At 54.5% G+C, this 24,441-nt stretch carries 22 protein-coding genes and 1 other annotated feature; all 22 genes read left to right on the top strand.

Features of this window, described 5'->3' with window-relative positions; all coding sequences use genetic code 11:
• Positions 1–2 precede the first annotated feature (2 nt).
• The 22 genes from LBW89_RS08445 (at position 3) to ileS (ending at position 24,282) form a co-directional block, all read left to right on the top strand.
• Complete coding sequence (locus tag LBW89_RS08445; RefSeq protein WP_213506126.1) at positions 3–1,493, top strand: UDP-N-acetylmuramoyl-L-alanyl-D-glutamate--2,6-diaminopimelate ligase; 1,491 nt, start codon at positions 3–5, stop codon at positions 1,491–1,493.
• Positions 1,493–2,890: a UDP-N-acetylmuramoyl-tripeptide--D-alanyl-D-alanine ligase gene (locus tag LBW89_RS08450; protein WP_225038971.1), complete on the top strand. Its 1,398-nt coding sequence runs from the start codon at positions 1,493–1,495 to the stop codon at positions 2,888–2,890. Before LBW89_RS08445 ends, LBW89_RS08450 begins: the two co-directional genes overlap by 1 nt.
• Before the next feature lie 25 nt (positions 2,891–2,915).
• Positions 2,916–3,881 (top strand): phospho-N-acetylmuramoyl-pentapeptide-transferase, encoded by a 966-nt coding sequence (gene mraY / locus LBW89_RS08455; protein WP_148451596.1) that lies wholly within the window; start codon positions 2,916–2,918, stop codon positions 3,879–3,881.
• A gap of 2 nt (positions 3,882–3,883) precedes the next feature.
• Positions 3,884–5,308, top strand: coding sequence for a UDP-N-acetylmuramoyl-L-alanine--D-glutamate ligase (gene murD, locus LBW89_RS08460; RefSeq protein ID WP_225038951.1), 1,425 nt, complete (start codon positions 3,884–3,886; stop codon positions 5,306–5,308).
• A gap of 49 nt (positions 5,309–5,357) precedes the next feature.
• Entirely contained in the window at positions 5,358–6,455 is a 1,098-nt protein-coding gene (spoVE, locus tag LBW89_RS08465; protein WP_148451598.1) for a stage V sporulation protein E, read from the top strand.
• A 4-nt stretch (positions 6,456–6,459) separates the two neighbouring features.
• On the top strand, positions 6,460–7,575 hold the full coding sequence (gene murG / locus LBW89_RS08470) for an undecaprenyldiphospho-muramoylpentapeptide beta-N-acetylglucosaminyltransferase (protein ID WP_225038952.1): 1,116 nt from the start codon (positions 6,460–6,462) through the stop codon (positions 7,573–7,575).
• A 231-nt stretch (positions 7,576–7,806) separates the two neighbouring features.
• On the top strand, positions 7,807–8,712 hold the full coding sequence (murB, locus tag LBW89_RS08475; RefSeq protein WP_225038953.1) for a UDP-N-acetylmuramate dehydrogenase: 906 nt from the start codon (positions 7,807–7,809) through the stop codon (positions 8,710–8,712).
• A gap of 16 nt (positions 8,713–8,728) precedes the next feature.
• Positions 8,729–10,009, top strand: a complete 1,281-nt coding sequence (gene murA, locus LBW89_RS08480) for a UDP-N-acetylglucosamine 1-carboxyvinyltransferase (protein WP_148451601.1) — start codon at positions 8,729–8,731, stop codon at positions 10,007–10,009.
• Positions 10,010–10,079: 70 nt separating this feature from the next.
• On the top strand, positions 10,080–10,847 hold the full coding sequence (locus LBW89_RS08485) for a cell division protein FtsQ/DivIB (RefSeq protein ID WP_148451602.1): 768 nt from the start codon (positions 10,080–10,082) through the stop codon (positions 10,845–10,847).
• Positions 10,848–11,071: 224 nt separating this feature from the next.
• Complete coding sequence (ftsA, locus tag LBW89_RS08490) at positions 11,072–12,325, top strand: cell division protein FtsA (RefSeq protein WP_148451603.1); 1,254 nt, start codon at positions 11,072–11,074, stop codon at positions 12,323–12,325.
• 57 nt (positions 12,326–12,382) lie between these two features.
• Positions 12,383–13,498, top strand: coding sequence for a cell division protein FtsZ (gene ftsZ, locus LBW89_RS08495; protein ID WP_148451604.1), 1,116 nt, complete (start codon positions 12,383–12,385; stop codon positions 13,496–13,498).
• 328 nt (positions 13,499–13,826) lie between these two features.
• Positions 13,827–14,837, top strand: a complete 1,011-nt coding sequence (gene spoIIGA / locus LBW89_RS08500) for a sigma-E processing peptidase SpoIIGA (protein ID WP_148451605.1) — start codon at positions 13,827–13,829, stop codon at positions 14,835–14,837.
• Between the two features lie 57 nt (positions 14,838–14,894).
• Positions 14,895–15,617, top strand: coding sequence for an RNA polymerase sporulation sigma factor SigE (gene sigE, locus LBW89_RS08505; RefSeq protein WP_148451606.1), 723 nt, complete (start codon positions 14,895–14,897; stop codon positions 15,615–15,617).
• Positions 15,618–15,711: 94 nt separating this feature from the next.
• Positions 15,712–16,494, top strand: coding sequence for an RNA polymerase sporulation sigma factor SigG (gene sigG, locus LBW89_RS08510; RefSeq protein ID WP_148451607.1), 783 nt, complete (start codon positions 15,712–15,714; stop codon positions 16,492–16,494).
• A 148-nt stretch (positions 16,495–16,642) separates the two neighbouring features.
• The gene (locus tag LBW89_RS08515; RefSeq protein WP_225038954.1) at positions 16,643–16,978 is read left to right on the top strand and encodes a YlmC/YmxH family sporulation protein; all 336 of its coding nucleotides are present in this window, start codon (positions 16,643–16,645) and stop codon (positions 16,976–16,978) included.
• Positions 16,979–17,081: 103 nt separating this feature from the next.
• The gene (pgeF, locus tag LBW89_RS08520) at positions 17,082–17,933 is read left to right on the top strand and encodes a peptidoglycan editing factor PgeF (RefSeq protein WP_225038972.1); all 852 of its coding nucleotides are present in this window, start codon (positions 17,082–17,084) and stop codon (positions 17,931–17,933) included.
• Between the two features lie 6 nt (positions 17,934–17,939).
• Positions 17,940–18,632 carry a YggS family pyridoxal phosphate-dependent enzyme gene (locus LBW89_RS08525; protein ID WP_225038955.1) on the top strand — a complete coding sequence of 231 codons (693 nt, stop codon included), beginning with the start codon at positions 17,940–17,942 and terminating at the stop codon, positions 18,630–18,632.
• Positions 18,632–19,081, top strand: a complete 450-nt coding sequence (locus tag LBW89_RS08530) for a cell division protein SepF (RefSeq protein ID WP_148451611.1) — start codon at positions 18,632–18,634, stop codon at positions 19,079–19,081. Before LBW89_RS08525 ends, LBW89_RS08530 begins: the two co-directional genes overlap by 1 nt.
• 7 nt (positions 19,082–19,088) lie before the next feature.
• Positions 19,089–19,367: a YggT family protein gene (locus tag LBW89_RS08535; protein ID WP_225038956.1), complete on the top strand. Its 279-nt coding sequence runs from the start codon at positions 19,089–19,091 to the stop codon at positions 19,365–19,367.
• 8 nt (positions 19,368–19,375) lie between these two features.
• Positions 19,376–20,158: an RNA-binding protein gene (locus LBW89_RS08540; protein WP_213506115.1), complete on the top strand. Its 783-nt coding sequence runs from the start codon at positions 19,376–19,378 to the stop codon at positions 20,156–20,158.
• Positions 20,159–20,259: 101 nt separating this feature from the next.
• Positions 20,260–20,775: a DivIVA domain-containing protein gene (locus tag LBW89_RS08545; protein WP_148451613.1), complete on the top strand. Its 516-nt coding sequence runs from the start codon at positions 20,260–20,262 to the stop codon at positions 20,773–20,775.
• A 78-nt stretch (positions 20,776–20,853) separates the two neighbouring features.
• Positions 20,854–21,127, top strand: a binding site (T-box leader).
• A gap of 59 nt (positions 21,128–21,186) precedes the next feature.
• The gene (gene ileS / locus LBW89_RS08550) at positions 21,187–24,282 is read left to right on the top strand and encodes an isoleucine--tRNA ligase (protein ID WP_225038957.1); all 3,096 of its coding nucleotides are present in this window, start codon (positions 21,187–21,189) and stop codon (positions 24,280–24,282) included.
• The last annotated feature ends 159 nt before the right edge of the window (positions 24,283–24,441 follow it).

Here is a 24,441-nt window from a genome sequence, read left to right on the forward strand (position 1 = left end):
TTATGCTGCTTAAAGATTTAGCGACTTATATCATCGGAAGCGAAATCCGGGGCGATGCCGGAACGGAATGCCGGGGAATCTCGATCGATTCGCGAAAAATATCGCCCGGAGATTTGTTTATTTGTCTGCCGGGCCATACGGTCGACGGTCATGACTATGCGAAGAAGGCGGCGGAAGCGGGAGCTGCGGCGCTCGTCGTGCAGCGCTGGCTGGACGATGTCACGCTGCCGCAGCTTAAGGTCAAGGATAGCCGGGTGGCAATGGCGGTGCTGGGTAATGTGTTCTTCGATTTCCCCAGCTCCCGTATGAGAGTGATCGGAGTCACCGGCACGAACGGAAAAACGACGACGACGTATTTGATCGAACGGATCTTGCAGGATCAAGGGAAATCAGCCGGTTTGATCGGGACCATCCAGCGCCGGTATGCCGGGCAGACCTTCCCGATGTCCGGAACGACGCCGGAGTCGCTGGATTTGCAGCGTTATTTACATGAGATGATCGAAGCCGATACGGATTACTGCGTCATGGAGGTTTCCTCGCACGCGCTGGATCAAGGCCGGGTCAAAGGAACGAAATTCCGCACGGCGGTATTCACCAACTTGACGCAGGATCATTTGGACTATCACAAATCCATGGAAGAATACCGCGCGGCGAAAGGGTTGTTTTTCTCGCGCCTCGGCAATACTTATGCTTCTTCCCCCGAGGAGCGCAGCTACGCCGTTCTTAATGCGGACGATCCGGCTTCCGCCTATTTCGCCAAGCAGACGGCGGTGGAGATCGTTACCTACGGCGTGGATCAAGAGGCGGATGTGAGGGCTTCAAATATCAGGATTACCGCAAAAGGCACAACTTTTCACGCGGATACTTTCCTGGGAAATATCGATATCACGTTGAAGATGGTAGGAAAGTTCAATGTGTATAACGCATTGGCGGCGATGACGGCCGCCCTGCTCGAAGGGGTTTCCCTGCAGGACATCAAATCGAGCCTGGAAGCTATTCCGGGTGTGGACGGACGGGTCGAAGCGGTGGACGAAGGGCAGTCCTTTGCGGTGATCGTGGACTACGCGCATACGCCGGACGGTCTTGAAAATGTGTTGAACGCCGTCAACGAGTTTGCCAAGGGACGGGTCATCTGCGTGTTCGGCTGCGGAGGCGACCGGGACCGGACCAAGCGGCCGATCATGGGCAAAATCGCGGCTCGTCTGTCCGGCTATGTCATCGTGACTTCCGATAATCCCCGGACGGAAGATCCCGAACTCATTCTGAAGGATATCGAGGCGGGGCTGGAAGAGGACGGGGTGCCGCGTGAGCGCTACGAGCTTATTGTGGACCGCCGCGAAGCGATTCAAAAGGCTATTGAAATGGCAAGCCCCGAAGATGTAGTATTGATTGCGGGGAAGGGCCATGAGACCTACCAATTGATCGGCAAAGAGGTGCACGATTTCGATGACCGGATCGTCGCCAAAGAAGCGATAAGGGGTTTGAACAAGTGATTAAACGTAAATTAGCGGACATCGCCGCGATGGCCGGCGGACAATTAGGAAATCCCGGCGATGCCGATGTACTTATTGAAGGGGTCACCACCGATTCCCGCCGCATCTCGCCGGGCTGTCTCTTTATCCCGTTAGCGGGCGAGCGGTTTGACGGACATGATTTTGCCAAGGACTGCCTTCAGGCAGGGGCCGGCGCGGTGCTTTGGTCGAAATCCCGCGGAGAAGCTCCGGGGCCTTGCGTACTCGTTGACGATACGCTCGAAGCCCTTCAGCGCCTCGCCAAGCATTATTTGGCGGCCAGCCATGCCCGCGTGGTGGGGATTACGGGGAGCAACGGAAAGACGACGACCAAGGATCTGCTTTTTTCGCTGCTGGCCACGACATTTAAGGTTCATAAAACGCAGGGCAACTACAATAACCATATCGGGCTTCCGCTGACGGTCTTGTCCATGCCGGAAGATACGGAAATCGCCGTGCTTGAAATGGGGATGAGCGGGCGGCATGAAATCGAGCTTCTGTCCAAGCTCGCGGAACCCGAAGCGGCCATCGTCACGAACATCGGGGAGGCGCATCTGCTGCAGCTCGGTTCCCGGCTGGAAATCGCCCGTGCCAAGCTGGAGATTTTGTCCGGGCTCAGAGAGGGAGGGCTTTTTGTCTATAATGGGGACGAACCCTTGATTACCCAGGTTCTGGAGGAACCGGCCACGGCAAAACCGGCCAATTTGAAGCTCTCGACGTTCGGAATCGCCCCCGACAACGCGGATTATCCGGTCGGGATTATGCACCTGGAGGACAAGACGGTGTTTACCTCGCACGCACTCGGCGACACGCCTCTTGAACTGCCGCTTCCCGGCGAACACAACGTCGTGAACGCGTTGGCTGCGCTGACTGTAGCCAGATACTTTGGCGTGGCCGCACCTGCGCTGGCCGAAGGGCTGAAGCGGGTGGAACTGACGGGGATGCGCATCGAGACCGTTCGCGGCGTCAGCGGGATCACCATCCTGAACGATGCTTACAATGCCAGTCCGGCTTCGGTGAAAGCGGCGATCGGGGTATTGGAGAAGAAGCGCGGCTACCGGCAAAAAGTCGCCGTCCTCGGCGATATGCTTGAACTTGGCGAGGATGAGGTCGAGTATCACCGGGAAGTCGGCAGGTTTCTGGATCCCGGGAAAACGGATTTGCTGTTTACCTACGGCAAACTCGGAGCGGCCATTGCCGAAGGAGCGGCGGAACGTTTGGATAAGGAACGCATATTCTCCTATCAGGATAAAAACGAGCTGATCGATGCGCTGATCTCCCGGCTGCATCCGCAGGATGTCCTCCTGGTCAAGGCGTCCCGGGGCATGAAGCTGGAGGAAGTCGTCGACGCGGTCAAATCCAGCAGCCTTCATCGATAAAACCGGCGAAAGGGGGGTGATCCCATTGGACTTTGGACTCATACTATTAACGATTGGCGTATCTTTTATATTAGCGGTGATCTCGGCCCCTTTGCTGATTCCGCTTCTGCGGCGCTTGAAATTCGGGCAGCAGATCCGCGGCGAAGGGCCTCAAAGCCACCAGAAAAAGGCCGGCACGCCGACCATGGGCGGCATTATCATCATTTTGGCGTTCACGCTCGCTTTTCTTAAGTTTTCGGTCGTGAATACCGACTTCTACGTCTTGTTGATCTCGACGCTCGGCTTCGGGCTCGTCGGGTTTCTGGACGATTACATTAAAATCGTGTTTAAACGATCGCTGGGACTGACGCCGAACCAAAAAATGTTCGGGCAGCTGCTGTTTTCCGGCATTATTTGCGCGCTCTTGATTTCCGAAGGGCACAGCACGGCCATCGGCATTCCGGGGACCGGCCTATCGTTCGACTGGGGCCCGTGGTTTTATTATCCGTTTATCATTTTTATGCTGATCGCTATCACCAATGCCGTCAATTTTACCGATGGCCTGGACGGCTTGCTGTCGGGGATAAGCGCGATCGCCCTGGGGGCTTACGCGGTCGTTGCGATGCAGGCGACTTCTCTTCCGGCGGCGGTTTGCGCGGCGGCCATGATCGGTGCCGTTCTCGGGTTTCTGGTCTTTAACGCGCACCCGGCCAAGGTATTTATGGGCGATACGGGTTCCCTCGGCATCGGGGGTGCGATCGGAGCCATCGCGATTATTACGAAGAGCGAGCTGTTGTTCCTCGTTATCGGCGGGGTCTTCGTCATTGAAATGTTATCCGTCGTTCTGCAGATCGTTTCTTTCAAAACGCGCGGCAAACGAATTTTTAAAATGAGCCCGATCCATCATCATTTCGAACTTTCGGGGTGGTCGGAGTGGCGCGTCGTCGTCACCTTTTGGGCTGTCGGCCTGCTGCTGGCGGGCATCGGACTTTATTTGAACAAGGGGCTGTAGAGATGAAACATCCAGATGAATACCGGGGCCGCCAAGTGGTTGTTCTCGGACTAGCGAAGAGCGGAGTGCAGGTTGCCAAAACCCTTCACCGAAGCGGTGCGGTCGTTACCGTCAACGATAAGAAGACGAGAGAGGAATGTCCCGAAGCATCCGAACTGGAAGCTTTGGGAATTTCTGTTGTATGCGGGGGTCATCCGGAAGGATTGATTCACGCGGGGGTCGACCTGGTCGTCAAAAATCCGGGAATCCCGTACAGCGCGCCGCCCGTGGCCAAAGCGGAGGAATTGGGCATTGAGGTCGTGACCGAGGTGGAGGTGGCTTATCATCTGACCGAAGTTCCGATCATCGGCATTACCGGATCCAACGGAAAAACGACAACGACGACTTGGATCGGTAAAATGCTGGAATCCGCCGGACTGCATCCGATCATCGCCGGGAATATCGGAACCCCGCTGTGCGCGGCGGCGGAAGAGGCCCGTCCGGAAAACCGGCTGGTGGTCGAACTCAGCAGCTTTCAGCTCAAAGGAACCCGGGAGTTCCGCCCGGCGGTGGCGGTGCTGCTGAATGTCGCCAAAACTCATCTGGATTATCACGGCACGATGGAGGATTATGTTGCCTCCAAAGCCAAATTGTTCGCGAATCAGACGGACTCCGATACCGCGGTATTAAACTGGGACGACCCTGTCTGCCGCGAGCTGGTCCCTTATATCAAGGCGAAGCTGCTCCCCTTTTCCATGGCGGAGGAACTGCGGACGGCGGGCGTTTATGTCCAGCCGTCCTTTATTCCCGGCGTTCAAGATAACTTGACCCGGCATATCGTTTACCGGGATGAAGCGGGTGCGGAACACCGCATTCTCGACATTGCGGAAATCGGCTTGGCCGGCCGCTTCAATATTGGGAACGCGCTGGCGGCCGTGGCGGCCTCGCTGACGGCCGGCGCCGCTCCCGAAGCGCTTGTAGAACCGCTTCGATCCTTCCGGGGCGTCGAGCACCGGCTTGAGTTCGTGGAGATCAAGTCCGGGGTTGCGTATTACAACAATTCCAAGGCGACCAATTCGAAAGCGACGGTTACGGCGTTAGGCGCTCTGGATCGGCCGATCGTGCTGATCGCCGGTGGCCTGGACCGCGGCTCCGATTACATGGAGCTGCTGCCCGCCTTTAAGGAGAAAGTCAAGGCGGTGGTGGCCATCGGCCAGACGAAGGAGAAAATCGGCCGGGTCGCCGAACTCGCGGGTCTAAGCGATATCGTGCTGGTCGATACTGGAACCAGCGCCGCCGATACCCTGCGGGAAGCGATCAAAGCGGCCGCGGGCCTGGCCGCCGATGGGGACGTCGTGCTGCTGTCCCCGGCTTGCGCCAGTTGGGACATGTTCTCGTCCTATGAAGAGCGTGGACGCATTTTTAAAGAGGCGGTGCATACCCTTTAAGTAGGGGGGTGGAAAAGCCCCTACTTTCTGTCAAGAGGTGGCTTCCACGATGGTCAAAAACCGTACGGCACCGGATTTTTGGTTAATGGCCAGCATTATCGGCCTGCTGGTGATCGGGATTGTGATGGTTTACAGCGCGGGCTCCGTACTCGGTTTTCACGATTACGGCGATCCGTTTTATTTTGTGAAACGGCAGTTGTTCTTTGCCGTCCTCGGTTTGGTGGCCATGTTCTTCACTATGAACCTGGACTACCGGATCTTGAAAAAGTATGCCAAAGTCGCTTTGCTCGCCTGTTTCGTGCTGCTCGTCGCCGTGCTGATCCCCGGCATCGGGGTTGTGCGCGGCGGGGCGCGGAGTTGGCTCGGCATCAGTTCGTTCGGCATTCAGCCTTCCGAGTTTATGAAGCTCGGCATGATCCTGTTTCTATCGGTCTGGCTGAGCAAAGAAGATTACCGGATCACCCACTTTACGCGGGGCCTTTTGCCGCCGCTCGGGTTGATCGGCCTCGCATTCGGACTGATCATGCTTCAGCCGGATTTGGGGACGGGCACAGTGATGATGGGCGCCTCGATGCTCATCGTGTTCACGGCGGGGGCGCGCATCAAGCATCTGGCCGGTTTGGCTTCCATCGGTGTGATCGGCTTCGTCGGGCTCATTCTGGCGGCCCCTTATCGGCTGCAGCGGATCACCGCTTTTCTGGATCCTTGGTCCGATCCGCTGGGAGCCGGGTATCAGATCATTCAATCGCTGTATGCGATCGGCCCCGGGGGGCTCGCCGGGCTGGGACTCGGGATGAGCCGGCAAAAGTACAGCTATGTGCCCGAGCCGCAAACGGACTTTATCTTTTCGATTTTAACCGAGGAATTGGGCTTTATCGGGGGCATGCTGGTGCTCCTGCTGTTTATGATTTTGGTTTGGCGCGGCATGAGGGTAGCGATGACGGTTGACGATATGTTCGGCAGCCTGCTGGCGGTCGGGATCGTCGGCATGGTGGGCGTACAGGTCGTTATCAATATCGGGGTTGTCATTGGCCTCATGCCCGTCACGGGGATTACGCTGCCGCTCATCAGCTATGGGGGCTCTTCCTTGACATTGATGCTGACGGCACTCGGAATTTTATTGAATTTATCACGTTATGCGAGGTGAGGATATGCGCGTCGTTCTGAGCGGCGGCGGTACGGGGGGACACATTTACCCCGCGCTGGCCGTGGCAAGCAGGTGCGCTGCGGAATTTCCGGAATCCGAATTTTTATATATCGGCGGACAGCGGGGCTTGGAGAGCACCCTGGTTCCGAAAGCGGGTATTCCTTTTGAGGCGATCGATATTACGGGCTTCCGGCGGAAGCTTTCTTTTGAAAATATGAAAACGGTCATTCGTTTCCTGAAAGGCGTCAGCCGTTCGAAGCAACTGCTGCGGGAGTTCAAGCCGGATGTCGTGATCGGTACGGGCGGCTATGTTTGCGGGCCGGTTGTTTACGCGGCAGCGAAGCTGGGCATTCCGAGCGTGATTCATGAGCAGAATGCGGTGCCCGGGCTGACCAACCGCTTCCTTAGCAAGTATGTCTCTACGGTCGCCGTAAGCTTTGAAGGCTCGGAGCAGGCTTTTCCGGGGGCGAAACATGTAATATACACCGGAAATCCGCGGGCGACTACCGTTTTTGAAGCGGACAAAAACAAAGGCTTCGCTTCCTTGGGACTGCCGCAGGGCAGTTCCATTGTGCTCGTTGTCGGCGGAAGCCGCGGGGCAAAAGCGATTAACCGCGCGATGGTCGAAATGGCTCCATTCGTGCGGAATTTGGGACATTTATCGTTTGTTTATGTTACCGGGGATACCTACTACGAGGCTACCCTCCGGGAAATCCAAACTCAAACGGGCGGAGTCCCGAAAAATCTGATGGTTAAGCCTTACGTCCACGATATGCCCGAAGTGCTCGCGGCGACATCGTTGATCGTGAATCGCGCCGGCGCCTCTTTTCTTGCGGAAATGACTTCGCTGGGCATTCCGTCCATTCTCATTCCGTCGCCGAACGTAACGAACAACCATCAGGAAAAAAATGCAAGGACTATGGAAAAAGCGGGCGCGGCCCGCGTGATTTTGGAACCGGACCTGAACGGACAGCGGCTTTTCTCGGCCATCAAGGATATCATGTTGGACCCGAGCCTTCACGCCTCCATGTCCGAATCGTCGCGCAAGCTTGGAAAGCCGGAATCGGCCGGCCTGATCGTGGAAGAAATGCGGCGGCTTTCCGCAGGTTCACGCAAGTAACGGGGAAATCCGGCAGCTTTGGGCGAGTGTCACACTCTTCATTAAGAGGGCATAAGATACCCTATAAATCGTGACATTCTTACTTTAGTAAGGGATCGGGAAGAAGGGCGCTTTTTCCCCGTTCCATTGCGACCTAAGGCGCCGGGTTTCTCCGGGGCAATACCGGATCATTCTTGCGCTAGAGAAACAAAAAAAAGAGGGTCCGGCATGTTTAAGAGGAGGGATTTTGCGATGCAGCAGTGGCTATCGAAATTATCGCAACTTGAAGTCGGAACGGTACTGCTTAACGAACCGATGTCGAAATACACTACATGGAAAATCGGCGGTCCCGCTGACACTTTGATCGTTCCCGAGAATACGGAACAACTTGCGAGTCTCATTCGCCTGCTGCATGCAGAGCAGATTCCATGGATGACGATCGGCAAGGGCTCCAACATGCTCGTTTCGGATAAAGGCATCCGCGGTGCCGTTATCAAGCTGGGCAAGGATCTGGAGGACATCGAGTTCCGAGGAACGGACGTTACGGCCGGAGGCGGCGCGTCCTTCGTCAGATTAAGCATCATGGCCGGTAAGAACGGTTTGACCGGCCTGGAATTTGCCGGCGGTATACCCGGAACGGTGGGGGGAGCCGTTTATATGAACGCCGGCGCGCACGGGTCCGATGTGTCACGCATATTTAAATCCGCTGAAATTGTTCTGGAGACAGGTGAATTGGTAACTTACGGAGCTGAGGAAATGGAATTCGCTTACCGGCATTCCGTTCTGCACGAACGTCCGGGCATTGTGGCCCGAGCCCATTTCTCGCTGGAAACGGGCGACCGTCTGGAAATTGCCGCCGCCATGGCGGCTTACAAGGACAGGCGCCGCAAAACACAACCGCTGCAGCAACCCTGTGCAGGTAGCGTGTTCCGCAATCCGTCCGGAGATCACGCCGCCCGGCTGATCGAAGCAGCCGGCCTGAAGGGCCGAAGGGTGGGCGGAGCCGAAATATCCGAACTGCATGCCAATTTCATCGTCAATACCGGGCAAGCGACAGCAGAGGACGTTCTTACGCTCATGGAGCAAATCAAGGACACCATTTACTCCAAATATGAGATCGCACTGGTGCCGGAGGTCTACTTCGTGGGTGAACGGTAAACTCGGAGGTGATACATTGGACAAATTGGTGATCGAAGGCGGGAGACCCCTATCAGGATCCATTCGCATCCATGGAGCTAAAAATGCCGCTTTGCCGATTATGGCGGCCTGCTTGCTGACGGAAGGCAAGGTGAAACTTCGAAATGTCCCCCGGCTGCTCGATATTGACGTCATGCTTGGAATCCTGGACCGTTTGGGATGCACGGTAATCCAGAAAGAGGATACGGTTTTCGTGGATACGGTCGGGGTCGACTCCAGCCATGTACCTGAAGACTTAATGAAGCAGATGCGGTCTTCGATATTCCTGATGGGTCCTCTTTTGGCGAGATTCGGCGAGGTTTGCATTTACCAGCCCGGAGGCTGCGCCATCGGCGAACGGAAAATCGACCTGCATTTGCGGGGGCTGCAGGCGCTGGGCGCCGAGATTGAAGAGAGTCACAACCAAATCTGGTGCAGGGCCTCCAGGTTGAGAGGGAACGATATCCATTTGGACTTTCCCAGCGTCGGAGCGACGGAGAACATCATGATGGCCGCCACGCTGGCGGAAGGCACGACCACGATTTCAAACGCCGCCAGGGAGCCGGAAATTCAGGATCTGCAAAACTTTCTGAACGCCATGGGCGCGAACGTGATCGGGGCGGGTACGGATGTCATCACCATACGCGGAGTACGGGCGCTTGAACCTTGCGATTACGAGATTATCCCCGACCGGATCGTGGCGGGAACCGCACTGATTGCGGCGGCAGCCACTCGCGGTACAGTGACGTTAACCCATTGCAACCCTTCCCACTTGACCGCGCTGTTCCATGTGCTGCGGCGCGCCGGTGTTCAAATCGGGACCTGCGATGATATAATAACCGTAAGCAGCAGCGGCCGTCCGAAGTCCGTAGAGCGAATCATAACTTCGCCCTACCCTTCTTTTCCTACCGATTTGCAATCCCAGGTTATGGTGCTGCTGTCGCTGGCCGACGGACTCAGCCTGATGAAGGAGACGGTATTCGAAGGGCGATTCAAACATGTGGATGAATTGGTGCGCATGGGAGCGGACATTTCGGTGGACCTCAACACCGCTTTTATCCGCGGGGTGCCCCGATTATACGGAGCCACCGTGGAAGCCACGGACTTAAGGGCGGGGGCGGCTCTCGTCATCGCCGGATTGGCGGCTCAAGGGAAAACCGTTGTCGAGCAGGTGCATCACATCGACCGCGGCTACGACCGAATTGAAGTGATGTTCAAACGGCTGGGCGGTGTCATGCACCGGGAGACGCCGGCATTGAAGCAATTGGATTTGGCCTGATCCTGATCGGGATGGTCCCCTCCGCCGGAGGGGATACAGGCTTTATTTTAGATGATATCGGAGAAATGATATGCCAAAAACGACAGTGCCTTTACTTAAAGAACCCCAGCAGAAAAAGAAAAGCAGCCGGAAGCTTGCCGGCATTCTTTTTCTGCTCGTTCTCATCTTGCTTTGTGTATTATTCTTCCGTTCCTCTATCAGCAAAATTTCGGAAATCTCTTTCGAGGGGAATACCTATCTTTCCGATCAGGAGCTGCTGGACATTTCCGGTTTGAAGGTCGGCGCGCCGTTTTTTGGGACAAGCGGTTCTAAGATCGAGTCCAAATTGTCCGGGATAAAGTCTATACAGGAAGTCCGCGTGGACAAGTCTTTTCCGGGGAAAGTCCGGGTTGAGATTCAAGAGTACCCCGTCGTCGCTTACGAGCTGACCGCGGACGGTCAATTGAACGGACTTTTGGCCAATGGAACGAGGGTGAATCTCGATAACGGCACCATGCCGATCGAGAAACCGATATTGACGGGCTGGTCGCCGGATGATCCTAATTTGCCCAAACTTTGCGGCACCTTGGCTAACATTCCGGATGCCTTAACCACGGAAATTTCGGAGATTACGCCTTCGCCGACCGTCTCCTACCCCGACCGGATCAAGATGTATACCAGATCCAAATTCGAAGTGATATCGGCGGTCTCCGTATTGGCGGAAAAAGCGGAGTATATGAACATGATTATGGATTCCCAGGACCCGGGGATTTTGACCCTGCTGGATGCCGACACTTACGTGCCGTACGAGACATCTGAAGATGAACCGGACGGTGAAAATGATACTACTCATAAGTAACAATCAATGATAAAATACGTTTTATGGGCTAGTTTCCTTGTCCCCTCTTTTTTTCTTTTTTTTACCCACGGAGAGTCTGGGGTTTGCAACGCTGATATGTAAAACTTGGAAACCAAAAATATTGTAGAAAAAAGAGGGAAAGATTAAACGGCGTTGAATATGTAGAGAGTGCATTTTTACAGTGACATTATATTTTTATTTGGAAAACAGGAGGTGCCAGGGGCTTGAGCAACAATGACATCATTGTTAGTTTGGACATCGGTACATCCAAAGTTCGTGCTATTATTGGGGAAATTAGTAATGGAACCTTTAATATTATTGGGGTTGGATCTGCCGACTCGGAAGGAATTCGCAAAGGCGCGATTGTAGATATTGACCAGACGGTTCAGTCGATCCGCAGTGCTGTGGACCATGCCGAACGGATGGTGGGTATTCAAATATCGGAAGTGTATGTCGGCATTTCGGGAAATCATATCGGACTCCAAACGAGCCATGGGGTAGTAGCGGTTCAAAACGAAGACCGGGAAATCGGCGAAGACGATATTGATCGTGTCTTGAAGGCAGCTGAAGTGATCGCACTTCCTCCGGAGCGTGAAATCATCGACGTTGTCGCCAAACAGTATGTGGTGGACGGACTGGAGGGAATTAGTGATCCGCGGGGAATGATCGGTGTACGTCTTGAAGTGGAAGCGACGATCGTGACCGGGGCCAAAACAGCGATCCATAATTTGCTTCGCTGTGTGGAGAAATCCGGGCTCAAGATTCGTGATCTTGTGTTGTTGTCGCTGGGCGCGGGCCAATTGGCGCTCTCGAAGGACGAGAAAGTTATGGGCTCTGTCCTGGTGGACATCGGAGCCGGATCGACGACGATTGCCGTCTTTGAAGGCGGAACCATCGTGGCGACATCCACGTTGCCGATCGGGGGAGAGTTCATAACGAACGATATCGCGTACGGATTGCGTACGCTGACGGATCAAGCCGAGAAGGTGAAGCTGAAGTACGGCTGCGCCTCCATGGAGGACGCCGCGCCGGACGTTACGTTTAAGGTGACCCGTATCGGCAGCAATGTGGACAAGGAATTCACCCAGGAAGATTTGGCTGCGATTGCGGAGCCGCGGGTTCAGGAGATTTTCCAGTTAATCGGGCAGGAAGTCAAGCGGCTTGGTTACAATGAACAACCAGGCGGTTATATACTTACGGGAGGTACGGTCTCCATGCCCGGTTTGCTCAAGATCGCCCAGCAGGAACTGGCCGCCAGCGTTCGTGTTGCCGTGCCTGATTATATCGGTGTGCGTGACCCCGGGTATACGGGCGGCGTCGGGATATTGTACAAGGTGATCAAGAACATTCGGGTCCGCAATGCGTCGGGACCGAAGAAATCGGCGAATCGTCCGAAAACGCCGGGGCCGCAGGAGACTACCCGGAAAACGGGCGGCGTCATGGAACGCCTCAAGAAACTATTCAGCGAATTTATATAATTTGGAAAACCGCGATGGACGGGCCATCCATGCACAATGAGGGGGAGATGGAATAGTATGTTGGAATTTGATTTTGAAATGGAGAGCTTGGCTCAAATAAAAGTCATCGGATGCGGCGGCGGCGGAAGCAATGCCGTCAACCGGATGATCGAGAACGGAGTTCAGGGCGTAGAATTCATTACGGTGAATACGGATGCCCAGGCTCTGCATTTGGCCAAGTCTGAGCATAAACTGCAAATCGGCGATAAACTGACCCGCGGACTTGGTGCCGGCGCGAACCCGGAAGTCGGCAAGAAAGCGGCGGAAGAATCACGGGATTTGATCGCAAACACGCTGAAAGGCGCCGACATGGTGTTCGTTACCGCGGGAATGGGCGGCGGAACCGGCACGGGGGCAGCTCCGGTCATCGCGGAGATCGCTCGGGAATGCGGTGCGCTTACCGTTGGAGTCGTAACCCGTCCGTTTACCTTTGAGGGGCGCAAGCGTTCCTCGCAAGCCGATATGGGAATTGAAGCGCTGAAAGAAAAAGTCGATACGCTGATCGTCATTCCGAACGACCGCCTGCTTGAAATTGTGGATAAGAAAACGCCGATGCTGGAGGCGTTCCGTGAGGCGGATAACGTGCTGCGTCAGGCCGTTCAAGGCATCTCCGACCTGATCGCCGTTCCCGGCTTGATCAACCTTGACTTTGCCGACGTAAAGACGATCATGACCGAACGCGGCTCCGCGTTGATGGGGATCGGTCTTGCCAACGGCGAGAACCGTGCGGCGGAAGCGGCGCGCAAGGCGATTATGAGCCCGCTCTTGGAAACCTCGATCGAGGGAGCTCGCGGTGTAATCATGAACATTACCGGCGGCGCGAACCTTTCGCTTTATGAAGTCAATGAAGCCGCGGAAATCGTCATTTCGGCTTCCGATCCCGAGGTGAATATGATTTTCGGAGCGATCATTGACGAGAACATGAAGGACGACATCAAGGTGACGGTCATCGCGACCGGCTTTGAACACAAAGCGCCGCCGATGATACCGGGCCGCAAACCTGCGGCGGGCGTTTCGGAGCCACAGGATCACCGTGCTACGTCCTCCACGCTGAGACCCTTCGGGAATCAGCCTAGCGGAGACCAGTTGGATATCCCTACCTTCCTTCGCAATCGTCGCAACAATAACGAATAACATTTATCGCAAGTCTTCCCCGAAGACCTTGTCCTGTTGCCAGGACAAGGTCTTTTTTAGCTGGAATGAACCGATGCCCAGGTCCGCTTTAACCGGAAAAACGCCATGATCCAAGTACGCAGGTTGATGCAGCAAGCGGATGGCGGAGATTCGAAGGGATCGCAGGGATTCGCAGGGATTCGCAGGAAAAACTACGGCACGACAAAATTAGTGGGCCTCCGCTTTCAATTTTAGACAGACTTTACATAGGGAACTCTTTATACTGATAAGCATCTCCACGTCAATAGGCGCTAGATTTTAAGAGCCGAAGCGGGCAGGTGAGGAATGTATGGTCGTTTATATCGATTTGATTTTTTTAATGAACCTGCTGATCGATGCCGCACTGCTTGCGGTGACCGCCTGGTTGAGAAAACGAAAGGTGGTTTACTGGCGCCTGGGTTTGTCGGCCGTGGTTGGGGCGTCCTATGTGGTGATGATGTTTCTTCCGGCATTGTCGTTTTTGTTTACGTTCCTCGTCAAATTTTTGTTTTCCGTCGTCATGCTCTGGATCGCTTTCGGTTTTGGCGGTTTACAGCATTATTTACGGAATCTGGGAGCGTTTTACATGGTGAATTTTGCGGCAGCCGGCGGAATTATAGGCATTCATTATCTTTTGCAAAGCTCAGGCGAGATATGGAACGGGATTTGGTATTCGGCGTCAGGCGGGCTCGGATTTTCGCTTCAGGTCGGAGCGGTGTTTACGCTGGTCCTGTTTGCTATCGTTTTGTTCTGGTTCAAAGGGGTCGTCTCTACCCGAAGACGGCAGGAAATGATGACCTCCTATCTGGCGGATATTCAGGTTCGCATCGGAGACGCGGTGGTTAACTGCACGGGACTGATCGATACGGGCAATCAATTGACCGATCCGCTCAGCCGGCTGCCGGTCATGGTCATGGAGGCCTCCTTGTGGAAGGACTTTCTGCCGGATTTGGAGGGCGGGGAAGGGCGCGGGAACCAGGCGGACAACCTTATCGTGAAATGGACGGAGGACGAATCCTTTCCTTGGCGGGATCGGCTGCGTTTGGTCCCGTTTCGCGGCGTCAACAAGGGATCGCAGTTTATGCTGGCCTTAAAGCCGGATGAAGTGGCTGTCCGGAAGGACGGCGGGGAATTTATCACCTCCCGTGTGCTTGTGGGGCTGGACGGAGGGAGTTTGTCGGCGGAAGGCCGATTTCAAGCGATCATTCATCCGGCATTGATCGAGGATTCGGCGGAAAGCGGGAGCAGCAAGGGGACGGAAACGGCGAGTCCGTCGGGAGCGGCGGGGCCCCCGTTCAACGGATATGCAAAAAGCGGATAAACCCGGGCGATATGCCTAGCGGAAAAACGGGAACGTAATAGTGGGAGGAAGAAAGCCATGCGTGTAAAGTGGAAGCTGATGCTGCAATTGCAGTACTATCGTCTGTTATTTTTATTTGGACTAAAAAGCGAAGAAATCTATTATATCGGCGGGAGTGAAGCGCTGCCGCCTCCATTGACGCGCGAGGAAGAAGAATATTTGCTCCAGAAGCTCTCGACCGGCGATTCCGCGATCCGGGCCATGCTGATCGAACGGAATCTCAGACTGGTCGTTTATATCGCCAGAAAGTTCGAGAATACGGGCATCAATATCGAGGATCTGGTTTCCATCGGTACGATCGGGTTGATCAAGGCGGTCAACACGTTTGATCCCGAGAAGAAAATCAAATTGGCGACGTATGCCTCCCGCTGTATCGAAAATGAAATTTTGATGTATCTGCGCCGCAACAGCAAAATACGGACGGAGGTGTCTTTTGACGAGCCGCTCAATATCGATTGGGACGGAAACGAGCTTCTGCTGTCCGATGTGCTGGGGACGGAGAACGATACGATTTACCGCAATATTGAAGAGCAGGTCGACCGAAAGCTGCTGCACAAGGCGCTCGACAAGCTGAGCGAGCGGGAACGGATGATCATGGAATTGCGCTTCGGATTGGTGGACGGGGACGAAAAAACCCAAAAGGATGTGGCCGATCTCCTTGGGATTTCGCAATCGTACATCTCGAGGCTGGAAAAGCGAATTATTAAGCGTTTGCGCAAGGAGTTCAACAAAATGGTGTAGATGCCGCTTCCCCAAAGGGGACAGGTTCAGGAATAAAAATACAGCCCGAGGAGATAATGATCATTAATGTTTCTCCTTGGGAGGTAAAGACTTGATGACCCGAAACAAAGTCGAGATTTGCGGCGTCGACACCGCAAAATTGCCCGTTCTAACCAATGCGGAAATGCGTGAATTGTTCCACTCTTTGCAGCAGGACCACGTAAGATCAGCCAGAGAAAAGTTAGTGAATGGCAACCTCAGACTCGTACTGAGTGTCATCCAGCGTTTCAACAATCGGGGGGAGTATGTAGACGACTTGTTCCAAGTAGGCTGCATCGGACTCATGAAAGCTATCGATAATTTCGATTTATCGCAGAACGTCAAATTTTCGACCTATGCGGTGCCGATGATTATCGGGGAAATTCGCCGGTATTTGCGCGATAACAACCCGATCCGCGTCTCCCGCAGTTTAAGGGATATCGCCTACAAGGCACTGCAGATGCGCGATAATCTCACGAACAAAAATTCCCGCGAGCCGACGATTTTTGAAATTTCGGAGGCGCTAGGCCTGCCGAAGGAGGACGTCGTTTTTGCCTTGGACGCGATCCAGGACCCCGTCTCGCTGTTTGAACCGATTTACCATGACGGGGGGGACCCGATCTATGTCATGGATCAGATCAGCGACGACAAGAATAAGGACGTTTCCTGGATTGAAGAAATCGCTCTAAGAGAGGCGATGCAACGGCTGGGGCGCCGGGAGAAGATGATTCTGTCGATGCGCTTTTTCGAAGGCAAAACCCAGATGGAGGTCGCCGATGAGATCGGCATCTCTCAAGCCCAGGTATCGCGTTTGGAGAAAGCCGCCATTTTGCAAATGCAGAAACATGTAAAATCGTAAGTCCGCTGATGCAGCCCGATTTTATGCGGTCCCTTTTATAGGGACCTTTTTTATTTGCCGAAACGGTTCAGGCGGTTTAATGTTTTGGGGGGATGAATCATATAGTAAAAGAAGACAGGAAAGAACGGGCGCTTGGGGGGCGAAGCGGATGAATAATGTGGTCAGGGCAAGCATGAAAATCTCGGATTTTCAAATGAAGGATGTGATCAATGTCGTGGACGGCAAACGTCTCGGACATATCAGCGACCTCGAGCTGGATTTGAGGCAGGGGCTCATCGAAGCGATCGTAGTCCCGGCCAGCACCAAGTTTCTCGGATTGTTCGGCAGCGGCGGCGATTTGATTATTCCATGGAAAAACATCGTGAAAATCGGCTCCGACGTCGTACTCGTAAAAATGGAGGAGCTGCGGGAATCGCGGACACCGACACCCTACGAGACCACGGTGTATATCGACCGGGACGGCAGGGCCGAACGGCGCGGGTGAACGAAGGCCGTCTCTTTATGGTACACTGGTAACAGCGCCCTAAAGCGATGCAAGTGCGCTTGGGCTTTTGGATGATGCGCAATACATCAGGGGGAGATGGATGATGGAGCCGTTTATTAGAAATCCTATAGCAAACGAGCCTGAACGCTATGAACTTAAAGCGTGGGAAAATCTCATGCCGGGACTGACCGCAGGGTTTACGGGACGTTCCGGCGGGGTTGGCCGAGCTCCGTACGATAGTTTAAATCTCGCGCTTCATGTCGGAGATGAGGCGGAGGTGGTCGTGGCCAACCGCCGTCGGCTGGCCGAAGCGCTGGGATTTGAACCTGAGGCGTGGACCTGCGGAGAGCAGGTTCACGAAAGCAACGTTGCGGTCGTAAGGGCGAAGGACCGGGGAAAAGGATATTTGAACCGGGAGAGCGCCTTTCAGCATACGGACGGACTGGTCACCAATGAACCGGAGCTATTGCTGACTTCTTTTTACGCCGATTGTGTGCCGCTTTATTTTATGGATCCGGTTCGCCGAGTCGTCGGCTTGGCACACGCGGGGTGGAAAGGGACGGTTGCCCGAATCGCCGAGTCCGTTATCGACACGATGGAGCAGCAGTTCGGGAGCTCCCGAAGCGACATCCGTACCGCCATCGGCCCCAGTATCGGAGGTTGCTGTTACGAAGTGGATGAGCGGGTCATGGCGAAAGTCAGGGAGGCTTTAGCGTCGATTGGGGAGCCGGACTGCGAGGGCCGGATTTCAGCCTCCTCCGCCCAGGAAGGCCGAACCATGCTGAACTTGAAAGAAATGAATCGAATTATTATGATAAAAGCAGGAATATTGCCGACGCATATCGAATGTACAAGTTGGTGTACAAGCTGCCGGAACGAGTTGTTCTTCTCCTACCGCAAAGATGGGGGAGTCACCGGAAGAATGGCAAGCTGGGTTGGTTTGAAAGAGAGGTGATCCTTCTTGTCTCTTCAGGAAGCGATACAGCATGTTAACGAAAGGATCGTCGCGGCCTGCAAACGCAGCGGCAGAAATGCCGAAGAGGTCCGAGTCATCGCCGTAACCAAATATGTGTCAAGCGCCAAGACACGCGCGGTACTGGATGCCGGTATTCAACATTTGGGGGAGAACCGCCCCGGGGTGGCGGTGCCGAAGTGGGAAGAGCTAGGCGGGCGGGGGATATGGCATTTTATCGGCCATCTTCAGAGCAGGAAGGTTAAGGAGATTGTCGGGAAGTTTGAATATATCCATTCACTGGACCGGTTGTCGCTGGCCCTGGAGCTGGACAAGCGGGCAGCGGCGGCGGGGGTCGAGGTCAAAACCTTCCTGCAGGTGAATGTCTCGGGCGAAGCGTCCAAACAGGGGGTCAAGCCGGAAGAGGCGGAACATTTTCTTCGCGAGATCAGGGAGTTAAGCCATCTTAAAGTGATCGGACTGATGACGATGGCGCCGGAGGTGGAAGATCCCGAGCTTACCCGGCCCGTTTTTCGAGGGTTGCGGGAGCTGAGGGATCGACTGAACGCAAGCGGTGCCTGGAAGGAGCCGATTAGCGAATTGTCCATGGGGATGTCGGGCGATTTTGAAGTGGCGGTCGAAGAAGGGGCGACCTGGGTACGCCTCGGTACTCTTTTAGTTGGGAAAGGGGAGGAGACTTAATGGGAGTTATGAATCGGTTCATGAACTTTTTGGGCCTGCAGGAAGAGGAAGAAATCGTGGAGCGCGAAACGGTGCGCGGGCAGGATGAGCCGGAATACGAACCTCCGAGCTTCGAACCTCGCAAGACGCCAAGGGGAAGCAATGTGGTAAGCATTCATTCGCAGAAGAACGTCAAGGTCATCCTCTATGAACCGCGATCTTATGACGAGGCGCAGGAAATCGCCGATCACCTGCGGTCCCATCGCAGCGTTGTCGTGAATTTGCAGCGGGTTCGCAACGACCAGGCGATGCGAATCATCGATTTTCTGAGCGGGACGATTTACGCCCTAAGCGGCAGCATCTCCAAAATCGGCGCGAACATCTTTCTCTGCACACCGGACACGGTGGAAATTCAGGGGTCGATTACGGAGATCCTGACCGAGGATTTAGATTACAACAGAATGAGGTGAAGGCAGCTTGGGGAGCCATACAATTGAGAGCATAGTACTGCTTCTGTATCAAATTTATTTCTATATGGTGCTCGTTTACATTTTGATGTCTTGGGTGCCTAACATCCGGGAGAGCTTCATCGGCGAGCTTCTGGGGAAGCTGGTCGAGCCGTATTTGGCTCCGTTTCGGAGGTTTATCCCTCCGCTGATGGGGATGATCGATTTTTCGCCGATCATCGCTTTGTTCGTGCTCAGGCTGGCGGCCTTCGGTTTGATCAGCGTGCTGAATTATATCTTTGTCGGGTGATCTAAGCTATGCGGACCGACATCTACGCACATTTTAAACCGGAAGAACGCCCTTTTGTCGATCGGGCGTGGGAGTGGGTTGTCCATGCCGGGGATTATCATGAAGTCAAGCTGAGCGACTTCCTGGACCCGCGGCAAAGCTATATTTTGCAGACGCTCGTGAACCGCCATCCGGACGCCGGATTACGATTGGACGGCGGGTACGGCGAAGCGGAGCGGAGACGCGCGCTGATCGGACCGGACTACCGGGATCTGGATAGCGAAGATATGGGAATGAAGGTGCTCGCTATCTCGTCCCAGGATCAGAAGCTGTCGACTTTACAGCACGGGGATTATTTGGGGGCGATTCTGGGACTCGGGCTCAAGCGGGATAAAATCGGCGATATCCATGTACGCGAAGACGGCTGTCATGTGATCGTGGCGGAGGAGATCGCACCGTTTCTGAGCATGAATTTGCATCAGGTGCATCGTGTAAGCGTTATGACCGATATATTGGATCTGGATGCCCTGAAGACGTGTGAACCCGAGCTGGAGCCGCTGGACCTTACGGTGGCTTCTTTACGTTTGGACGGAATCGTCAGCGACGTTTACAGACTTAGCCGCAGCAAAATCATGGTGCCGATTAAGGCCGGGCGTTGCCGGGTAAACTGGAGAACGGAGGAGGATCCCTCGAAACTGCTCAAAGAAGGCGACGTTGTAGCGCTTCAAGGGTTCGGGCGCTTCAAGGTATTGGAATGCGGGGGCGTGACAAAAAGTGGGAGACTCCGCGTTAAAGTCGGTAAATTTGTGTGAAGGCTTTGCAGGAGTTCGGCAATTCCTGTCGAATTTACTACCTACGATTGAGAAGCGGCTTCCCGCAAGGGAAGGTTCGAATACATTAGGAGGTGCGGATCATGCCATTAACCCCGCTGGATATACATAACAAGGAGTTCTCTAGGCGCTTGCGCGGCTATGATGAAGATGAAGTCAATGAATTCCTTGATCAGGTCATCAAGGATTACGAAATCGTGATCCGGGAGAATAAAGAACTTCATAATCAGCTGCTTGCGCTCCAGGAGAAATTGGATCATTTCGCCAATATCGAGGAGACGCTCAGCAAGACGATTATCGTGGCTCAGGAAGCGGCGGACGAAGTGAAGAACAACGCGAAGAAGGAAGCGCAATTGATCGTGAAGGAAGCCGAGAAGAATGCGGACCGGATCGTTAACGAATCGCTGGCCAAATCGCGCAAGATCGCCATGGAAGTCGAGGAGCTGAAGAAGCAGGCTTCGATTTACAGAGCGCGGTTCCGCACGCTGGTGGAGGCGCAGCTGGATTTGCTCAGCCAGGAAGGCTGGGAATCGCTGGACAGCACCCGGGATCGCTCCTTCGAACCAGAGCAGAGCCGCGAGGTCAAAGAAATTTATTAAATCAAGCCCGGGTTGACATAGCCTGCGGTCATAAGTTATAAATATTATGATACATGACTGGCAGCCGCCGGTCTTACATGTGATTCGATGATGGGAAGCAGTACGCGGCGATTTTGTTCCCCAGAGAGTTGGCACCTTCGCTGAAAGCCAATGTCCAAGACGCTGACGGAAGATCCTCCCGGAGAAGCCTGGCTGAATTTCCCGAGCGGAAAGCGTAAGCTATGCCGGCCGCCGGCCGTTATACCGGCCCCATATGAAGCGTATGGGATCAAAGTGTCACACGTACGGGATTAAATCGACCCTGCCGTGTGAAACAAGGGTGGTAACGCGAGCGATAAGTCTCGTCCCTTTTGGGGCGGGGCTTTTTTTGTTTCACTTTAGATTTGAAGAGAAAGGAAGTCGAAGAAAGTCATGAAAAAAGTCGACGTCAAAGAGCAAGCCCGGACCCGGGATTTGCGGATGCTGAACAAATGGAGCAGCGAGAACACGTTTAAACGCAGTATTGAAAACCGGGAAGGGCGGCCGAATTACGTATTTTTTGAAGGACCTCCGACAGCCAACGGCATGCCGCATATCGGGCATGTGCTCGGCCGGGTGATCAAGGACTTCGTCGGCCGTTATCAGACGATGAAAGGGTATCGCGTCGTCCGGAAAGCCGGTTGGGATACCCACGGTCTTCCGGTAGAGCTCGGCGTGGAGAAAGAGCTGGGCATCTCCGGAAAGCAGGAGATCGAGAATTACGGAATCGAAGCGTTCGTTAAAAAATGTAAAGCGAGCGTTTTCGGCTATGAGAAGCAGTGGCGGGAATTTACCGAGGCGATCGCCTATTGGACGGATCTCGACGATCCATACATTACGCTGGATAACAAGTATATCGAAAGCGTGTGGAACATCCTGGCTACGATTCATGACAAGGGGCTGCTGTACAAAGGGCACCGGGTCAGCCCCTACTGTCCGTGCTGTCAGACTTCCCTCAGTTCACATGAAGTGGCGCAGGGGTATGAAGATGTTAAGGATTTGAGTGCGACCGCGAAGTTCAAGCTTGATGAAACGGGAGAGTATGTGCTGGCTTGGACGACCACGCCTTGGACGCTGCCTGCCCACGTGGCGCTGGCGGTTAATCCGGACATGGAATATGCCAGAGTGAAGCAGGAGGACGGTGTGTACATCGTCGCCAAGAATTTGGTGGAAAAGGTGATGAAGGGCGACTACAGCGTTGAATCCACCCTGAAGGGTTCCGAGTTGGTCGGCAAAACCTATGCCTCCCCATTCAGCTATATCCAGGCGGAGAAGGTGAACGTCATCGTTGGCGCTTCGTTCGTCACCGATGCGAGCGGAACGGGGATCGTGCACATGGCACCGGCCCACGGGGAAGACGATTACCGGACATGCCGGGAGAACGGCGTCAGCTTCGTCAGCGTGGTGGATGGGCAAGGCCGTTACACGGAGACCGTCACCGATTTTGCCGGCCGTTTCGTCAAAGACTGCGACCTGGATATCGTAAAGACCCTCTCGGAAAAAGGGCTGCTGTACAGCAAAGAGAAATACGAGCACAGTTACCCGTTCTGCTGGCGGTGTAAGTCGCCGCTGCTGTATTACGCGATGGACAGCTGGTTTATCGCGACGACGGCGGTGAAAGACCAACTGATCGCCAATAATAATTCGGTGACCTGGTACCCGGGACACGTTCGCGAAGGACGTTTCGGCAAGTTCCTGGAAGAGCTGGTGGACTGGAATATCAGCCGGAACCGCTATTGGGGCACTCCGCTGAACGTATGGGTGTGCAAGGACTGCGGAGGTCAGTTCGCGCCGCACAGCATTGCCGAACTGCGGGCTAAAGCGATCGGCGAAGTCGGTGAAGACTTGGAACTGCACAAACCTTATGTGGATGAAGTCCGCGTGAATTGTCCCCACTGTGAAGGCGGAGTGATGGAGCGGACGAGCGAAGTGATCGACGTATGGTTCGACAGCGGCTCGATGCCGTTCGCGCAGCACCATTACCCGTTCGAGAACGAAAAAACGTTTGAAGAGCAATTCCCTGCGGATATGATTTGCGAGGGGATCGACCAGACCCGCGGCTGGTTTTACAGCCTGCTGGCCGTTTCGACGCTGTTTACGGGCAAAGCCCCTTACAAAGCCGTTATCGCCACCGGACATGTACTGGATGAGAACGGCCAAAAAATGTCCAAATCCAAAGGCAACGTTATCGACCCTTGGGACATCATCAACGAATTCGGTACCGACGCGTTCCGTTGGGCGCTGCTTTCCGATAGCGCCCCTTGGAACAGCAAACGCTTCTCCAAGGGGATCGTAGCGGAAGCGAAATCCAAGGTGGTCGATACCTTGGTCAATACGCACGCGTTTTTGACTCTGTATGCGAGCATCGACGGCTACAAACCGGAAGAGCATGCGTTCCGTCCATCCGAGAACAAGCTGGACCGCTGGATTCTGTCCCGGCTTAACAGCTTGATCGGAACGGTTGATAAAGGGCTGGCTGTCAACGACTTCGTCAACACCTCGCGAGCGATCGAAGGCTTTATCGACGAACTCAGCAACTGGTACATCCGCCGTTCGCGCGACCGTTTCTGGGGCAGCGGGCTTGGCGAGGATAAGATTTCGGCCTATCAAACCCTGGTGCATGTGCTGTTAACGCTGTCCAAGCTGATGGCTCCGTTCACGCCGATGCTGTCCGAAGATATCTTCACGAATCTGGGCGGCGGAGAAAGCGTGCATTTGGCGGATTATCCGAAGGCGGACGAAGCTTTGATCGACAAGGCTTTGGAGGCGGATATGGAAAGCGCGCGGCAAATCGTCGAGCTGGCTCGCAACGTTCGTAACGAAACGGGCATCAAAACGCGCCAGCCGCTCTCTAGTCTCATCGTGTCGATGGACCGGGAGTTTGCGGTTTCCGAATACGAGGAAATCATCAAGGACGAGATCAACGTGAAGGCGATTGAAATCGAGTCGAGCGACAGCGGATTCGTCGACTTTACGCTGAAGCTGAATCTCAAGGTAGCCGGGAAGAAATACGGCAAAAACGTCGGTTTTCTGCAAGGCTTCCTTAAAGGGCTGCCGGCGGAGGAGACCCGCAAAATCGTGGAGACCGGCGGGGTGGACGTCGTTTCCCCTGAAGGTGAAGAACTGCATGTAGCCGTGGAGGAACTGCTGGTCGAGAAACAGGCGAAAGCCGGTTTCGCCTCCGCTTCGGGATACGGGCTTACCGTGGCGCTGAACACGGACATTACGCCGGAGCTTGCCCAAGAAGGCTGGGTGCGCGAAGTGGTGCGTGCCGTTCAGGATACGCGTAAGAAACTCGATTTGCCGATTGAAAAAAGAGTACATTTGGCCCTGGAAGTGGATGAGGAGCTTAAAGCGGCCATTCAGGCTTTCGAAAACGTGCTGAGGGATAATGTCCTGATCACGGACGTGTCCTTTGAAAGCTTGAACGGAAGAGGCGAAACCATCGACTTGGGAAACAAAAAGATCGGGGTTTTCATTCAAGATTAAGTGTTGAAATAAAGCTTGGACAGGAGCGGGCTTCAGGAAAAGTATGAGGCCGCCGTCCGGCGGCCATACTAAGAGTAACCAAGAAGAAACGAGCTTGGGTGGGTAGCTTTCTTAATTTCCAGAAAGAAACCCGTCTTGGCTCGTTTCATTTTGCCCGGG

The sequence above is a fragment of the Paenibacillus sp. alder61 genome, assembly GCF_020179875.1.
Taxonomy (GTDB): domain Bacteria; phylum Bacillota; class Bacilli; order Paenibacillales; family Paenibacillaceae; genus Fontibacillus; species Fontibacillus faecis.

Excerpts from the sequence above, each read along its gene's own strand:
- ileS (WP_225038957.1), top strand. The coding sequence starts at position 21,187 with ATGAAAAAAGTCGACGTCAAAGAGCAAGCCCGGACCCGGGATTTGCGG.
- LBW89_RS08545 (WP_148451613.1), top strand. The coding sequence starts at position 20,260 with ATGCCATTAACCCCGCTGGATATACATAACAAGGAGTTCTCTAGGCGC.
- LBW89_RS08515 (WP_225038954.1), top strand. The coding sequence starts at position 16,643 with ATGAATAATGTGGTCAGGGCAAGCATGAAAATCTCGGATTTTCAAATG.
- LBW89_RS08540 (WP_213506115.1), top strand. The coding sequence starts at position 19,376 with ATGCGGACCGACATCTACGCACATTTTAAACCGGAAGAACGCCCTTTT.
- spoVE (WP_148451598.1), top strand. The coding sequence starts at position 5,358 with ATGGTCAAAAACCGTACGGCACCGGATTTTTGGTTAATGGCCAGCATT.
- LBW89_RS08530 (WP_148451611.1), top strand. The coding sequence starts at position 18,632 with ATGGGAGTTATGAATCGGTTCATGAACTTTTTGGGCCTGCAGGAAGAG.
- murB (WP_225038953.1), top strand. The coding sequence starts at position 7,807 with ATGCAGCAGTGGCTATCGAAATTATCGCAACTTGAAGTCGGAACGGTA.
- LBW89_RS08445 (WP_213506126.1), top strand. The coding sequence starts at position 3 with ATGCTGCTTAAAGATTTAGCGACTTATATCATCGGAAGCGAAATCCGG.
- sigG (WP_148451607.1), top strand. The coding sequence starts at position 15,712 with ATGACCCGAAACAAAGTCGAGATTTGCGGCGTCGACACCGCAAAATTG.
- pgeF (WP_225038972.1), top strand. The coding sequence starts at position 17,082 with ATGGAGCCGTTTATTAGAAATCCTATAGCAAACGAGCCTGAACGCTAT.
- LBW89_RS08485 (WP_148451602.1), top strand. The coding sequence starts at position 10,080 with ATGCCAAAAACGACAGTGCCTTTACTTAAAGAACCCCAGCAGAAAAAG.
- spoIIGA (WP_148451605.1), top strand. The coding sequence starts at position 13,827 with ATGGTCGTTTATATCGATTTGATTTTTTTAATGAACCTGCTGATCGAT.
- ftsZ (WP_148451604.1), top strand. The coding sequence starts at position 12,383 with ATGTTGGAATTTGATTTTGAAATGGAGAGCTTGGCTCAAATAAAAGTC.
- murD (WP_225038951.1), top strand. The coding sequence starts at position 3,884 with ATGAAACATCCAGATGAATACCGGGGCCGCCAAGTGGTTGTTCTCGGA.
- sigE (WP_148451606.1), top strand. The coding sequence starts at position 14,895 with ATGCGTGTAAAGTGGAAGCTGATGCTGCAATTGCAGTACTATCGTCTG.
- murG (WP_225038952.1), top strand. The coding sequence starts at position 6,460 with ATGCGCGTCGTTCTGAGCGGCGGCGGTACGGGGGGACACATTTACCCC.